This window comes from Pedobacter ginsenosidimutans (assembly GCF_001442625.1).
Taxonomy (GTDB): Bacteria; Bacteroidota; Bacteroidia; order Sphingobacteriales; family Sphingobacteriaceae; genus Pedobacter; species Pedobacter ginsenosidimutans.
This window is the reverse complement of sequence record NZ_LMZQ01000018.1, coordinates 87,426-104,149: the sequence shown is the minus strand read 5'-3', so window position 1 is coordinate 104,149 and position 16,724 is coordinate 87,426. Positions and strand designations below refer to the sequence as shown.

The 16,724-nt window shown below is 38.9% G+C and carries 8 protein-coding genes; 1 reads left to right on the top strand and 7 read right to left on the bottom strand.

Annotation, left to right across the window (positions count from 1 at the left end):
- From ASU31_RS19490 to ASU31_RS19460, 7 genes are all read right to left on the bottom strand, one after another.
- On the bottom strand, nucleotides 1–353 hold a 353-nt coding region (locus ASU31_RS19490), incomplete at its 3' end, for an alpha-L-fucosidase (RefSeq protein ID WP_167346211.1).
- Between the two features lie 52 nt (nucleotides 354–405).
- Nucleotides 406–1,833, bottom strand: coding sequence for a hypothetical protein (locus ASU31_RS19485; protein WP_057933953.1), 1,428 nt, complete (start codon nucleotides 1,831–1,833; stop codon nucleotides 406–408).
- A gap of 58 nt (nucleotides 1,834–1,891) precedes the next feature.
- On the bottom strand, nucleotides 1,892–2,194 hold the full coding sequence (locus tag ASU31_RS19480; protein ID WP_057933952.1) for an alpha-L-fucosidase C-terminal domain-containing protein: 303 nt from the start codon (nucleotides 2,192–2,194) through the stop codon (nucleotides 1,892–1,894).
- A 190-nt stretch (nucleotides 2,195–2,384) separates the two neighbouring features.
- On the bottom strand, nucleotides 2,385–4,130 hold the full coding sequence (locus ASU31_RS19475; protein ID WP_057933951.1) for a RagB/SusD family nutrient uptake outer membrane protein: 1,746 nt from the start codon (nucleotides 4,128–4,130) through the stop codon (nucleotides 2,385–2,387).
- Nucleotides 4,131–4,141: 11 nt separating this feature from the next.
- Nucleotides 4,142–7,231: a SusC/RagA family TonB-linked outer membrane protein gene (locus tag ASU31_RS19470; protein WP_057933950.1), complete on the bottom strand. Its 3,090-nt coding sequence runs from the start codon at nucleotides 7,229–7,231 to the stop codon at nucleotides 4,142–4,144.
- 105 nt (nucleotides 7,232–7,336) lie between these two features.
- Nucleotides 7,337–8,965: a RagB/SusD family nutrient uptake outer membrane protein gene (locus tag ASU31_RS19465; protein ID WP_057933949.1), complete on the bottom strand. Its 1,629-nt coding sequence runs from the start codon at nucleotides 8,963–8,965 to the stop codon at nucleotides 7,337–7,339.
- Nucleotides 8,966–8,974: 9 nt separating this feature from the next.
- Nucleotides 8,975–11,881, bottom strand: a complete 2,907-nt coding sequence (locus tag ASU31_RS19460) for a SusC/RagA family TonB-linked outer membrane protein (RefSeq protein ID WP_057933948.1) — start codon at nucleotides 11,879–11,881, stop codon at nucleotides 8,975–8,977.
- Nucleotides 11,882–12,599: 718 nt separating this feature from the next.
- On the opposite strand from ASU31_RS19460, the gene ASU31_RS19455 reads away from it, so the two are divergent.
- Complete coding sequence (locus ASU31_RS19455) at nucleotides 12,600–16,592, top strand: hybrid sensor histidine kinase/response regulator transcription factor (RefSeq protein WP_057933947.1); 3,993 nt, start codon at nucleotides 12,600–12,602, stop codon at nucleotides 16,590–16,592.
- The last annotated feature ends 132 nt before the right edge of the window (nucleotides 16,593–16,724 follow it).

The following is a 16,724-nucleotide window of genomic DNA, read 5'->3' as shown; positions in this document are numbered from 1 at the left end:
GAGTTGTACATGGCAAATCCATCATGATGTTTAGCCGTAAAAACAATATACTTCATATCTGTTTCTTTGGCTTGTTTAACCCAGGCGTCTGCATCAAACTTGGCGGGATTAAACTGACCGGCAATAGTTCCGTACTCCTTTACCGGAATGCGTTCGTAAAGCATAAAATGCTCGCCACCTTTAACTTTATGGCCTTTCCAGTCGCCTGCCGTTTGGGCATACAGGCCCCAATGTAAAAACATGCCGAATTTTCCCTCCTTAAACTGTTTCAATGCATTATTTTGTACTGTTTGCCCAACCAATAACTGGACAAACAGTGCAAATAACAGACTTAAAAAAAGCGGTTTTCTCATTTTTGAATATGGTTTGAAACATTTATCATAAGCCTGTTTATAAATATAATCATTAAAGGGCAATCACTTTTATGGATGATGCTTTATCGTTAAAAGTAGAAACGTAACTGCTCGAAGAGGTTAACTCGATGCTGCTTCCTGTAAAGTTATCTCCATCATACATAATCACTTTCACTCCTAAACCTACATTAACAGATGAGACATCGTTATTGCTAATACCACGGCTGATCAAATCGGCAGTTGTATACTGGCCAACAGGTAATGATATCTCATAACCTCCATAACTGGCATTTTGGTAAAATTTAGCAGAACCGTTTGCACCAATCTGTGGTACACCATTTAAAAATGAAAATGAATAGGTTTTGCTTACATTACCACCATTTTTTAATAACAATTTCACCCTGATGTTGTAGGCTTCGTTGTTTTTATAATAAAGCTCGCTAAAAGGAATAGTTGCCGAAACTGTATTTCCGCTGCCCGGGTTCGATCTCCACGCCACGGCATTATAATCAGCATCGCTACCACCCAAATCTGGGTCCATATAAATTAGGATATCATTTACTTCTTTATTACTAGTAAATGAACCTGTAACATTGAAAGCCTGGGTTGTTGCATTGTAGGCAAACTGTGCGTTAATAGCGGTGGTAGCAGCTTCGTAAGGTATTTCTGTAGGCAAAGGGTTCTGGAACACTTCGTTACGGTTTAAAATTGCAGCATCAACTTCGGTTAAGAATGTTGGCTGTCCTTTACTGAAAGTTACATTTCCTGATCCCATTAAAGAAGTACCTAAAGTTGGTTGTTCTGAAGCATATTTGGCATGATCGTGTGGTAAATTTAAGCCATGTCCAAGCTCATGCAGCATGCCACCAAGTAAATTTGATGTTGCATTAGGGATTTTATCAACCGCCATGTTTGAGTTGTCAGTAGCGAAACAATTTTTACCATAACCATAAAAAGGCTGATCAAAACTACCATCGGTACGCTGTGGCAATAAAATGAGGGTATGGCTCGAATTTGAAAACTCTGAAGCATGCGTAGCTTTGTAAGCCGCAATTTCGTTCAGGATTTTAGTTGCCGAAATACTGGCATCGTAAGGATAGGCCGATTGTGCAAACTGAGCTGGTATTTCGATAAAACGCACCAATCCGGTTGAATCGATTTTGGGCAATCCCATATATTTATCATAGCCATACCTTAACATTTCGGTATGGAACCAGTTTTGAAAATGTGTAAATAACGTCGTTAATCTGGTTTTGTAATCAGGAAGTGCCGGATTATCGGTAGGCACAAACATTACAATGTTGAGGTTTTTGGTATTGGTTACAAAGCCTGGCGTGGTGGTTGAGCTTAACGCTAATGTAGTTGGTTTTGCACTAGCCGTTTCTGGTTCTGAAACGGGTGCTTTTTTACAGCTACTCATTAAAATGCCGCTCGAAATTGTTAAAAGCAAGGCAAAGCAAAGTTGTTTTTTGTTTTTCATGTTTAATGGTTTGAGGTTATTTGATTAATTAATTTTTATTTCATCATTGTCATTTTTGTTAAAAAGTGACCTTTACCACCCTCCCTGTAGCCTTCTTGCTGGTTACCAATGTTTCTGGCACCGATACCCTAAGCCCTTTGTAATCCTGTTTCCAGTTGAGTTTTTCGCCTGTTTCATCGAGCATTACTGCTTTAACCTGAAGCTGGTCGTTAGATAGCGACTTAATAATCAGTTCGCCATATTCGGTTTCATTTAAAAAAATCTGCAGCTCATCTTCCTTTCCCGAATAAAATATAATGGGCTCAAGTGTTCTGATATCAATTGTAGATCGAGGTTGTGCTGAAGTAAATGGGTTCGTCATGGTTCAATAGTTCATTAGTTAATGGTTTATAACTGAGTTCATCATGATTAGGCTGGGCAAGCAGGTATCGATTGATTTTTAAACTGGTCGTGATTGCAGCCCAGGCGGGAACCTTAGCGCTTATCACTTTAAGATTCCCAATCGGGTTGGTCGTAACGAAACGTCCAACTCCCCCAGCTTCTAACTCACTTTACCATCCTGGATTTTGAATCAGCACTGCACTCTTATTAATTTCTGATTGTGGGATAGGGAAATAATACATTTGAGGATTGGTAAATCTCCTTGTTTCAAAAGAAAAGCGGGCTCCGGTAACGGTTGATCCACTACGTGTCCAACGCATCCCATTAGCCGGACCGTTTATTAAAGTTTCTGCTAGTTTCCATCTTTTGATATCAAAGAATCTAGTCGCTTCTTCATAGGTTAACTCTACCCTTCTCTCACTACGGATTATTTCTCTCATTTGCTCTTTGGTTAACTGCAATGGCAATTGAAACGGCACTAAACCAGCTCTTTCCCTGATTTGCTCAACAGCCTGATACACTTCTGTGCTTGGCCCACTAAATTCGTTAAGTGCTTCTGCGTAATTCAGTAATATTTCGGCATATCTGATAGCCACCAAACCAATATTATTGGATATGCCAAAATTGCCACCAGCACCTTCGTGACAAAATTTGCGGTATAAATACCCCGTTTTAGTAGAACCCGATGTACCTAAACCGTCGCCAGGGGCATTGGCGTACAAATTAACCACCGTTTTAGTATTTGTGGTATTGTTTAACCACAAGCTGCCATCATATAATATAGAATAATAAAAACGAGGATCCCTGTCTTTGTACATATCTGCTTCTACGTAACCTGAGCCCGCTTCTTTAATATTCTTACCATTTTTCATCGGATAGGTATCTACCAGTTCCTGGGTTGGATAAGAGTAAGCTTGCCCACCGCGGGAAACCGGAAGCAGAAAACCTTCGTACCACCTGTTTGTCGATTTCATTACCTGAAAAATATGTTCAGGGGTATTTCTCGTAATCATCATCTGATAATACCCGTAACCAGGGGCAGTTGTATTATCTTTCACTAAACTGTATATGCCCATATCCATCACCGCCTTTGCTGCATCTGCGGCCAGTTTCCATCTATTATTATCTAAATTATCATAACCTGCCAAATTTTTATTGACACCTGTACCAGGGTTTTGCCCGTTAAAAAGAGGGCTGGCAGCCAGAAGTAAAACTTTTGATTTTAAGCCCAATGCAGCACCTTTTGTGGGGCGTCCGAAATCTTCAATTTGTGTGGTTACAGGCAAGGCTGCGCAGGCATCTAATTCGCTAACAACATAATTTACAGTTTCGGCAAATGTAGATCTGGCTAAACCAAAATCGTCGGTTATGGCGTATACTTTATCGCCAATAACTGGCACACCACTATAATTACGCAGTAAATGCCAGTAATAATAGGCCCTTAAAAACCTGGCTTCTAATTTTAAAGTTGCTCTTCTGGCCGCCGAAATCGGAGATCGGTCAACGTTTGCCAAAAAAACATTTACCCGCCTGATATTATTGTAGCAATTGTTCCAGTGGTTCTTAAACCGGCTAAAATCAGCCTGACTTTGAAATGTTGCCGAATTAAAGGCGGGTGCTATTTGTGCGGTAGCACCACTCCATACAATATCCGAATCGTCTGACGCATCACTGTACGACCACAAACCACCGCCAGTTAAGCCATTGTCTAAATAGTATGTTCCGGCCAAACCGGTATAAATACCCGTTAAAAATCTAAATGTTAACAAACTATCTGCAAATACAGTAGCTTCATTGAGCTGCCCCACATCTGTTTTATCCAAAAAACTATTGCTATCAGTTTTTTTGCAGGCAACAGCACCTATCGCTAATAAGCCAACCAATGTTAAAGTTTTTATATAATTTATATTTTTCATCTGTTTATATATTAGAATGTTACCTGTAAGCCTAGGTTTACAATTTTTTGTTGAGGATAGGATGAATAGGCCTCTACCGTTCCTGTTGAATTTAGAGACTCAGGGTCTACATCGTAAATTTTCAGGTTAAACCAGGTAATCAGGTTTGCGGCATTCGCATAAACGCGGGCATTTGATAATCCGATTTTACTTACCAGTTTATTATTAAAGTTATAGCCCAGTTCTACGTTTTTAAGTCGGATATAATCTGTTGGGCGTAACCAAAAGGTAGACTGATCAAAATTGGCACCACCTAAGCGTGGTAATTCTGCTGTTTCCTTAGTTTCTGGTGTCCATCTTTTTAGGTGTATTTCGGAAGGCGTACCATTAACAGTTCCTATTTGAAACATGGTAGAGGCACTTAAACTTCCTTTTGCAGCCCCCTGAAATAGCACTGAAACATCGAAGCCCCTGTAGCTTGTACCTAATGAAAAACCATAGTTGATCTGAGGAATATTAGGGTTACCAATCGGGCCAATATCACCCTGATCGATCTTTCCGTCGTTGTTGATATCAGCATACTTTAAATCGCCAGGCTTAACTGCCCGGCCAACAGATGTTGGACTATTGGCAATATCGGCTGCATCATTGTAGAAACCTATGCTGGTATATCCATAAATCTGACCAATAGGCCTTCCTGTACGCATCAGCAAGGGGTTACCTTGATTATAGGGCTCATCACGGTAAATTATTTTATTTTTATAGATGGAAACGTTTCCTTTAACGAAATAAGAAAAGTTTTCTGACAGTTTATTCTGGTATGACAAATCGAGCTCAAAACCTTTATTATTTACAATACCCAAATTTACCGGAGGTAACGAGATACCTGAGAAATTAGGCACGGTTTCCCTAACTGTTAAAATATCGTACCTTTTATGGTCAAAATAATCGAAGGTTATCCCTAGTTTACTGTTCAGCAATTTAATGTCTGTACCAATATCCAGTTTACGTTCCTGCTCCCATCTTACATCTTCATTTGCGAGGGCGCCCGGCGTAATACCATACTGTAGGCTGTTATTATCGCCAAACCAGTAAGAGTTTGCCGCCGTTGCCGGGGCATTATAAATCTCTTCATAGATATAACGGTAAGTATTCGGGAAATCATCAGAACCAACGGTACCCAATGAGCCCCTGATTTTCATATAATTGATAAAAGGGAGTGCTTTTTTAAAGAAGGATTCTTCACTAATGTTCCAGCCTGCACTTACTGCCGGAAATAAACCATTCCGCTTGCTTGCTTTGAACCTATCAGTACCATTATACGCACCGTTCAGTTCGAAGATGTACTTCGACTTGTAATTGTATCCTACCCTTGCAGAATATCCTCTAAAATTTGCAGGAATATTGGCACCAGAAATATCTGTTAACTGGTTATACACAATCAGACCGTATAAGTTGTGGTTTCCAAGCTGGCGGTTATAATCTAAAATACCTTGAGCATTGATCTTGCGAAGGGGATAGTTCGATGTATTGGCATCAAATGTAGTAGTCGCCGTAAGCGGTTCTAACCTACTTAGCTCCGGAAAAACAGGGTCTAAAATATCAGATCCCGGCAGGTACGCATAAGTAGGGAAACGCCCTCTGGTTAACGATCGGTTAAATTCTACATTATTGGTATAAGCTAAAATTGCCCTTACAGCTAGGCCTTTGGTCACAAAATCTAAATTTTGGTTCGCCTTTAGGTTTAAGTTAAGGTTATTGCTGTAATTTCTGTTGTAACCTGCATATTGCAAAATACCAACGGGATTTAAAGTTGCAGATTTTCTGCCTCCGTAACTCCCATCTTGGTTTTTTACAGGGTAATTCCAGGGATTTAAAAGTCCGCTGCTTAATCTTCGCCAAATGGAAATGGCGCCACCAGCCAGTACATCGGGCAGGTTTGGCTGGTTAATTTCATTGAACCTCGCCGAAAGATCCAGCTTTAGCATTAAGGTTTTGGTTACATTCAAATCAACATTCGATCTGATATTGTATCTTTTTAAATAATAATTACTGTTAAAATTTTCGTCCTTTTGTATATTTTTTAAAATACCATCCTGATAAACGTTGCCAAGTGCCACGAAATACTTTAAATTCTGGGTACCGCCTGTAATGTCGATATTATTGCTTTGCTGCAACGCGTTTTTACGCATTACTTCATCGTACCATTGTACACTCGGGTAGTGGTACGGATCGTCTCCTAATTTAAAATGGTTTAGCGCTTCCTCAGTAACCAGTCCAGGAAAAGTCAGGTTGGGGTCTCTACCTTCATTTACCTCCATCTCTTTCAATAAGATCAAGGCATTATAAGAATCCAATGGTTTTCTTCTTATGGTTGGCGTTTGCAAGCCAAAATCACTTCTGAATGTAATTTTCGGCGCCGAATTTGTTCCTCTTCGGGTGGTAATCGCAATTACACCGTTAGCGCCCTTTATACCGTATATTGCCGTTGAAGAAGCATCCTTTAAAATGGAAACCGTTTCGATCTCATTAGAATTTAACTGACTTAACTGTTCGTAAGGGTACTCTACATCATCTACAATTACCAATGGCCTGTTAGATGCACCTGTATAGGTACTAACCCCACGAATGTAAATATTAGCGGCATCGGCACCTGGCTGACCGCTGGTTTGTTGCTGGAACAAACCGGGTAACCTTCCCGCCAGTGCATTTTGAAAGCTTGCAGCAGGGCTCTGTCTTAATTCTTTACCCGATACAGTACTGGTTGCACCGGCATTGGTGATCTTCTTTTGTGGGGTAAAACCTACTACAACCACTTCATTTAAATTTGAATTATCTTCTTTTAAAACAATATTTAAAGGTTGGCTGGTAATGGTTACCACTTTTGTGATATAACCAACAGAGCTTATGATCAGTTTGGTACTGTTTGCACCAACTTTGATGCTAAAAGCGCCACTGGTATTAGTGATCACAATATTCTTTGGGTTTTCCTGTTCTGTAACTGTTGTAGCAATCAGCGTTGTGCCTTTATCATCTGCCACCACACCCCGTACAACTTTGGTTTGGGCGTAGGCTAAATTAGTGATCAGCACAAGCAATATTATATTCAGTATTTTTTTCATCTGTATATAGTTTCTTTTTTATCGGCATGAAGCCATCCTGATTTTCCGTTTCACTCCTGTGATTTGAAAACCTGTATGATTCATTATTTATTTTTATGCCTCTTACTAGTTAGACCATCCTGGATTTTGAACCATTTTATTATTGGCTAGTATTTCGGCCTGCGGTATCGGGTACCAATACATTTTGGCATCGAAAACAGCATTAGCGGCATTGAAATAGGTATAAGAGAAGGCTGTTCCATTTTTGATAATCTGCACCCCTCTAACTGGTTTGTTTAACTCAACTTCGGCTAGCTTCCACCTTCTCAGATCCCAGGTTCTGTGCTCTTCAAAAGCGAGTTCTATACGGCGTTCGTTCTGAATTATTTTACGCAGTTCATCTTTGCTAAGCGTAAGTGATAAGCCGTAAAGATTATTAGAACCAGGAAGAATTCCTGCTCTTCTTCTGATTAAAACCAAATTGTTAACGATATCGGCAACTGCTCCTCCCGATTCGTTTAGCGCTTCGGCATGGTTTAGTAAAATTTCAGCATACCTTAATAAGATGACGTGATGAGCCTGATTGGTGTAGGTAGTAGAAGTTTCAAATTTGCCCATAAATTTTCTCAGGTAATACCCCGTTCTGGTCTGTGTTCTGTTTCCACCTGGCTTATCCTGGCCACCTTCAAATGTTTCAATAGGTCTTCCCAACCAATTTTTGCCATTGTGCATAATGGTAGCTGTTAACCTTGGATCTCTGTTTAAGTATGGGTTGTTTGGATCATAAGTCGATCCCGCGTCGGAAATTGCTTTTCCATCAAGCATTAAAAATGCATCGACCAGGTTTTGCGATGGACTGGTTAAGCCAACACCCTGTAAATATCCAATCGGACCGTTGTTGATTTCGATATTTGTATTTAAAGCATTCTGTTTGATAAAAATAAACTCAGTGTTTTTGGTCGCATTGAAATTTGCAACCCAATCGGTTACCAAGGTATAGCCCAATGCTTTAACATCGGCTGCTGCCTGTGCGGCTAACGTCCATTTCTGGATATTATTTGTCGGATTGCTTAAAGGACTAGCGGCATATAACAACACTCTCGATTTTAGGGCCATTGCGGCTCCGATATTCGCCCTACCCCAATCTCCATCGCTAATGGCATAAGGCAATAAGGAATTTTTTATGGCATCTAATTCTGCTACGATATAAGCATAACATTCGTCGAGCGTATTTCTTGGAACATTGATATCATCATTGATGGTAAATACCTTATCACCAATTAGAGGCACACCGCCCCAGCGCTTAACCAGCTCGAAATAAAAGTATGCCCTCAAAAATCTTGCTTCAGCTTTAAATTGAGTTTTTAAAACTGCCGTAGTGGGTACTACATCTACTTTGCTTAAGAAGAGATTGGCTCTTCTAATCCCCATATAATTTTTACTCCAAACATCATCTGGAAGGCTTGTAGATGATATTCTACCGGCACGGTAAAATTCTGCCTGGGTCCCTATTCTTGATGGTACTGCATCGTCTGTCCCGGCATCTAAAAAACTACCATCTATCCTATTGTACCAATCTGGCAACAACAAATAGGTTCCGTTTAAAAATTGTTTTGCATAATCAGCATTCTTATCAAGAGGGTCAAAAATTAAGTCGCCAGTTATACGGTCTAAAGGTTCTGCCTCAAATTTTTTCGAACAGCCAAATGCAAATAACAAGCAGATTATGGCGAAGTATATTTTATAATTATTCATAATCAAGATTTAAAACTGAAGGTTAACACCAAAATTGAATATCCGCTGATTGGGTACATTTCCGATCAACACTTCCGGATCTACACCATCTAAGGTTGTAGCGGTTAACAGGTTGAGGCCATTGGCAAACACCCTTAAATTAGTAAAGCCGATTGACTTGATCAGGTTGCCAGGTAGACTGTAGCCTATTTCTACATTTCTTAATCTTAAATAACTGCCGTTTTTAACCCAGAAAGAAGAAACCTGGCTATTATTTGGGTTATTGCCAACACTTAAACGTGGATATTCTGCCTGCGAAGCGGTAGCAGGTGTCCATCTTAACAAGCTACTTTCTAAGGCTTGTCCATATCCGCCGGCTGCACCGGTTGATGCAAAATTGACAAAATTGAAATACACATTTCTGTTAGCTGTACCATTTAAGGTGAATGAAAAGTCTAATCCCTTATAATTGATTCCACCTGTTACACCATAAAAGAAAACAGGTTTGGTACTGCCGATCGCGGTCATATCATAAGTGTTGATGATGCCATCGTTATTTAAATCTTTATATTTTAAATCGCCCGGAACCGGGAGGTAGCCGTCAACCTTTGGTCCGTTGTTAATTTCTGCAGTGTTGTTATAAAAACCATCAGCCACATATCCAAAAGTTTGTCCTACAGGTTGTCCGGTTCTGTATTCGTAAGCATTTTTTCTTAAAGGTTCATCATTAAAAATCACTTTGCTTGCACTCCATGAGCCGTTGGCAGTAATAAAATATCTGAAGTTGTTGATCTGATTTTGGTATCCAAGCGCCAGCTCAACACCCGAATATTGGTTTTTACCCATATTTTCAGGCGGCAAAACAGCCCCAATTACAGCACTTGCATTTGTTCTCCTGATCTGTAACAGATCATAATAACTGTTGTTATAATAATCGGCTGTTAACCATATTTTATCCTTTAATATTGAAGCATCAAGGCCTATATTAAATTTCCTTGCTTTCTCCCAGGTAATATTTGGATTAGCCAGCGGTCCTTCATCTTTTGTATTTGAAGTAGTTAGCGGATTTCTGCTGTAAAATGTATCGCCATTATCAAAGTTTTGCAGGTATTGGAAATATCCGGCTGCTGCATTTGTAGCGGTTAAACCGTAAGATGTTCTCAGTTTTAATGAATTAACCGTGTTTTTTAAATTGGCGAAAAAACTTTCGTTGGCGATGTTCCAGCCTAAACCAACTGATGGAAAGAAGCCCCACTGGTCTCCCGCTTTATAACGGTCATAGCCCATGTACGAAGTAGCCAGTTCCAATAAATACTTATTATCGTAATCGTAATTAAACCTTCCACCCAGCGATTGATTAACCTGCGATAAAGCGCCACCCAAAACATAACTATCTCTAATAAATAACAATTGGGCTTTAAAAGTATTTTTATCTATTGTTTTATCATAACCCAGATCGAAACGGGAAAATATCTGCTGGTTTAAATCTGTGGGAGAAGAACTATTCGATTGAGTACCATCGCCACCTATTGTTTTATAGCTCGTTTGGTTTGTAACAGGATTTACTACAGGCGAATACACCGCAAAAGACTTACTTCTGTTAATGTTTTCGTTATAGTAGGAATTGAAAGATATTGCGCCACTAGCATACAAACCAGGCAAAAAAGTATCGAGCTTTTGCATTAACGATACATCTGCTCCTAAATTTCTATTTACCGATGGCCTATATCCCGATTTTATCGACATACCATAGAGGTTATTCTGAAACTCTGTGTTTCCACCCAGCGAACCGTTTTCGTTAAATTTCGGATAGGCATTATTAGGCGTAGTTAACAATGTGCTGTAAATACTGGCTATTGTAGATCCAGGTTGATTGCTGTTTCTTATTCTTCCAAACAAGCTTAAACTGAGCGTAGTACTCTTTGTTAAATCAACATCTATATTACTTCTGAAAGAATATCGCTTGAAACTATTGTTCGTTTCATAAGTATTGATGGAAGGATCGGTAACTAAAAAACCACTCTGGCTCAGGTAATCGAGGTCTACAAAATACCTTACCTTGTTGCTTCCACCTCTTAAGTTCAGGTTTTGTCTGCTCACAGGGGCTGTAGCCTTTAAAATTTCATCGGTCCAGTTTACATTGGGGTGCGTAAAAGGATTTGTACCATTTTTATACTTATCCAAATCAGCTGCTGTATAAATGGGTCGCCGCCCGTCGTTTGCCAGAGCCTCATTAAATAAGGTGGCATAATTGAATGCATCCAGAAATTTAGGTCGTTCAATTTGCTGCTGAATACCGTACTGACTGGTGAAGGTAATTTGCTTAGGCATATTTGCACCGCGCTTGGTCGTGATCAGTAACATCCCGTCAGCGGCCTTCATGCCATATAGTGCGGTTCCCAATGCATCTTTTATTACTGAAATACTTTCTATCTGCTCAGGATCGATACTTAGATACGAGCGTGGTACACCATCAATTACAACCAATGGCGTTCTTCCCCGTAGCGATATAGCAGGTTCGTCAGAACCCAACTGGAAATTATTTTGAACCACGTACAAACCTGGCAATTTCCCGTACAGCATTAAACCAACCTGTGGCGTAGGAAAACTCTTTAGCTCTTCTCCACTTACAGTAGCCGAAGATTGAATTCTTTTTATATTTTTCTGCGTTCCAAATAGAACCGGAACATCATGGTCTGGCAAAGTTACGGCTACAGAATTCCTGAGTTTGTTTCTCAAAGAATCTCTCAAATTTGATAATGAATCACTGGGAATTTGTTTACTATTTTTTTTGGCCGATACCGGTACCTGAAATTTCTTGTTTTTTAAAGAATTGGCAAGGTTCGGGAATGCCAAAACATCAACACTGTTTGCCAAAAATAATAGCACTCCAAACAGTATCATCCGTTTTATAATCGAAGTATAAGTTCCGTTCATTTAAAATAATTTATTTTGTTTATAATTTTAGTTATGCAGAAAGCGCCTATTTCCAATACCGAGTGTAGGTTTTATTCATCTGGCCCTAACAGCAAGAATTATTTCTGCATGCCTCATTATTTGTAAGCAGCAACTCACATTTAATTTATTAGTGTTATAGATTGGATTTATGCCTTAGCATAGGCATCAGAAGTTTTGATTCGATTTCTGTAAATAGTAAACGGAAACAGCGGACATATGCAAACGGCATAGTACCCCGTTGGTTTGGGTTAAATTTCATTGTTTTGGTTATCTTTTTGATTAGTTGATTTGGATTAGTCAATTTAAAGTCGTGAATAGACTATAGTTTAGTTTGTGCGGTTAGCTTTTCTTCATATCCTCTGGTTTGGTCAGTTTATTTAATCAATAGTTTGTGCCACTGGTTATTGTGGAATAGTTTGCTCAATTTTGTTAAATCAAAACTGGCGTATTATTCATTCAAAAAGGTCGAAAATTGTAAATGAAAGGGTAGAAAAACTGTAATCCTTTAATATTTTGATAAGTTCGCGCTATATTTAAAGGAAATACATCAAGGGCTATTCTTCTACTAACCATAAGATGGCCAAACAACTAGCTTAATTTTATGAAACTGCGTTTAATCGCTTTATGGTTTTTCCCAATGCTTTTTATTTGCACTTCTTTGTGTGCCCAGAAGCATCTTGTTTTTAACCACCTCAGGATGGAAAATGGTTTATCGCAAAATTCGGTGATAGCTATTGAACAAGACAAAAACCAGTTTATCTGGATGGGTACCAAACATGGATTGAACCGTTATGATGGCTATCGTTTTAAAATTTACAACAATAGCTCAGATAACGTCAACAGCATTTCTAATAATGTGATTAATACCCTACTGACCGATTCGAAAGGAAGATTATGGGTAGGTACAGAAAAAGGACTGAATATTTACAATGAAAAAACCGATCATTTTTATCGCATTAATACCCGGAGTTCAGCAAATTCCTTTAGCTGCGATTCGGTGGAGTGTTTGTATGAAGATCCTCAAAAAAATATCTGGGTAGGCACAGATAATGGCCTCAACCTGGTTGTGGATGTCGAGAAGCAGATTTTCAAGAAATTTCTTTTTGATAAACCCAATTACAAATCCAGGCTCAACTGTGTATTCTCGATTTTTAAAGACGAAAAACAGAACCTTTGGGTAGGTACTTATAATGGTTTAGTACGTATTTACCTGGTTAAGGGTAAATACCACTTTGAGATTTTCAGGCATAATCCCAGCAATAAAAACAGCATCAGTTCTAATGCTGTAAAAAGTATTGTAATCGACAAACAAAAGCGGCTTTGGTTAGGTACCTACAACGGCTTAAACCTGTTCGATTACGAACACAAAACATTTAAACGATACCAAACCAATGCTACAGATCCAAATTCTATCGTTAATAACGACATTAGGAAACTCACCTGCGACAAAGCGGGCAATATTTGGATTGGTACACAGGAAGGATTAAGTATCTTCGATCCAAATACCCGAAAATTTAGTAATTACCGTTACGATCCTGAGCAAACAGACGGATTGAGCCAGAATTCTATTCATAGTATTTTTCAAGATCTTAACGGCTCAGTTTACGTAGGTACATTTTATAAAGGGGTAAATATTGTTTATCCCTCCGCTACTCCTTTTAATGTTTTTAGAAATTCGAAAAAACAGCAGGGTTTGAGCAGCAATATTGTGAGTGCTATGGCCGAAGATCAAAACCATAACCTGTGGATTGGTACTGAAGGTGGTGGTTTAAATTACGTAAACAGAAGCAACCATACCTTTACCTACTATAAATCAGAACCAAACAACAATGGACTCAACTCCAACTTGATTAAAACCTTGTGCCTCGATAAAACGGGGCAGCTATTGGTGGGTACACACCGTGGTGGTTTATACGTATTTAATCCCTCAGGTCGTAATTTCAAGAAAATAATCAATGTTAAAGATGTAAAAAATAGTCCAGGGGGATCAGAAGTGATTGCAATAACTGTAGATAGCGATGGTACGGTTTGGGTTGGCTCTAACGATGGATTATCTACATTAAAAAAAACAAATGGCCATTATGCTTCTATAACGGTTAAAAGTCCTTTAGAGCAGAACCTAAGAAACAAGTATATCCAGGTTATATTTGAAGATAAGGCCAAAAATTTATGGATTGGAACGATGGACGGATTATATGCTTACCATCCAGCCAATAAAAGAATTACAGGTTATTATGAAAGCAAAAGCAAGGCAGGTAGTTTAAAATCCGATCATATTAATTGCATTGTTCAAATACAGAATGGAAATATTTGTGTTGGAACTTCTTTTGGAGGTTTGAGCATTTTCGATAATAAAAGCAGAAAATTCAAGAACTACAGCGAAAAGGATGGCCTGCCAAATGGCAATGTATTGGGAATAATCGAAGATGAGGAAAATAATCTGTGGATCAGTACAGATAAAGGACTATCCAAACTGGTAACCAAAACGGGAAAATTCATTAATTATACCAAAAGCGATGGGCTTGCAGGCAACGATTTTAATATCCGGTCGTTTTTGAAAGATAGCAGCGGACAATTGTTTTTTGGTGGATACGATGGATTGACTGCTTTTTATCCAAAGCAGATTGATATTAACAAAAATAATGTCCCCATCACCTTTACCGGACTTAAACTGTTCGATAAACCAGTGGCGGTAAATGCTCCTGACGGGCTGTTGAATGAAGATATCAAAAGCATCAAGCAGATAACTTTTAAACACGACCAAAATAATTTCAGCCTCGATTTTGCCTTATTAAATTACATTAAACCAGAAAAAAACAGTTACCGTTATATCCTGAAGGGCCATAGTAAAGATTGGGTAAAAACCGACGTCCCCAGTGTTACCTATACCGATCTTCCTGCTGGCAATTACACCTTTATGGTAACTGGAAATAATAACGATGGAAATCCGGGCAACAAACCTGCAAGCCTTAAAATCACTGTGCTTCCACCCTTTTGGGCTACCTGGTGGGCCTATCTTATTTATCTGGCCTTCTTTTCGGCATTACTGTTTTTGATTGTACGTTATCTTTTTGTTCGTGCTTTGCTTAAACGTACAGAGGACATTCAGAAAATGAAACTGAATTTCTTTACCTATGTGGCACACGAAATCAGAACACCACTTACCTTAATTCTGGGCCCGTTAGAAAATCTTTCCAAACAATATCAAACCGATACCGAGTTAAATCGACAGATTATTCCGATAAAAAATAATGCCAACAGGTTAATGCGGCTTATTACCGAATTAATGGATTTTAGAAAGGCCGAAACCGGGCATCTTACCCTACACGTTACTGAAGATAATATCGTCGATTTCATCAACGAAATTTTCATTTCCTTCTCTCATCTTGCCCAAACAAATGGCGTACAATACGAATTTGTACGCGAGCAGGAAAACATCAATCTGTTTTTTGATAAAAGGCAGCTCGAAAAAGTATTGTTCAACCTGTTATCTAATGCCTTTAAATTCTGCGAAAAAGGTGGCAAAATTTCTGTCTCGTTATTGGAAATGGATAATGAAGTAGCGATTAGCATTTCTGATAACGGACTGGGTATACCTGCTGAAAGTTTAAAGAATCTTTTTAGCGATTATTTCCAGGTAGATGAGCAACACTCCAACCAAATCGGTTCGGGAATAGGTTTGGCACTTTCTAAAGCAATTGTAGAGGAACATAAAGGGCATATTGCGGTAGAAAGTACACCTGCTGAAAATGGTGAACGTGGTTTCACCAATTTCACGGTAAGGTTAAAGAAAGGAAAATCTCACTTTAAAACAGCGATTTTTGATGGGGCAAAAGATTATCCTACACATCCCGATATCTACACGCAACAGCCCGAAAAAGAGCTAACCATTTCAAAGTCTGAAAAAGAAACTGATATTTCCACCGAAACTATATTGGTGGTGGAAGACAATAGCGAAATCAGACTGTTAATTACATCACTGGTTGGCAAACATTACCAGGTTGCCGAAAGTGAAAATGGATTAATGGGTTGGGAAACAGCTGTAGAAACACTGCCAGATCTGATTATCTGCGATATCATGATGCCGATAATGGATGGTATAGAACTTTGCCGCAGACTTAAGGAAGATGAACGGACCAGCCATATCCCCGTTATTATCCTTACAGCCCGCTCTTCTCATATCCACCAGGTTAGCGGCTTGGAAACAGGCGCCGATGCTTATATTACGAAACCTTTTAGTCCTGAATTGCTTTTACTGAATGTTCGCAATCTACTGATGTCGAGACAGGTAATGCGTCAAAAATTCCTGAAACACATCCATTTACAGCCAAAAGAGCTCACCATCAATGCCATTGACGAAGCTTTTATCTTAAAACTGTTAAAATACATTGATGAACATATTACTGATGAAGATTTTGGTGTATCTGAACTGGCTTCGATGGTTGGGATGAGCAGACCTGTTTTGTATAAAAAAATCAGAAACCTAACCAACCTCTCCGTAAATGACTTCGTTAAATCGATCCGTTTAAAGAAAGCGATGGAACTGTTTAAACAAAATAGGTTTACTATTTATGAAGTGGCTTATCAAGTTGGCTTTAACGATCCAAAATATTTTAGCAGGGAGTTTAAAAAACAGTTTGGGAAAAGTCCGCGTGCTTTTATGAATGGTAGCGAAGAAGAGAATGTTTAAAATGTAAAAGGGATGATGGTATTTATCTAGAGTAGATTAATACTATTGTTTTTCATTGATGGGTCCGTCATCCTGAGCGTAGTCGAAGGATCTATATAGTGGATTAAAATTTAAAAATTGTTTGGCAGACCC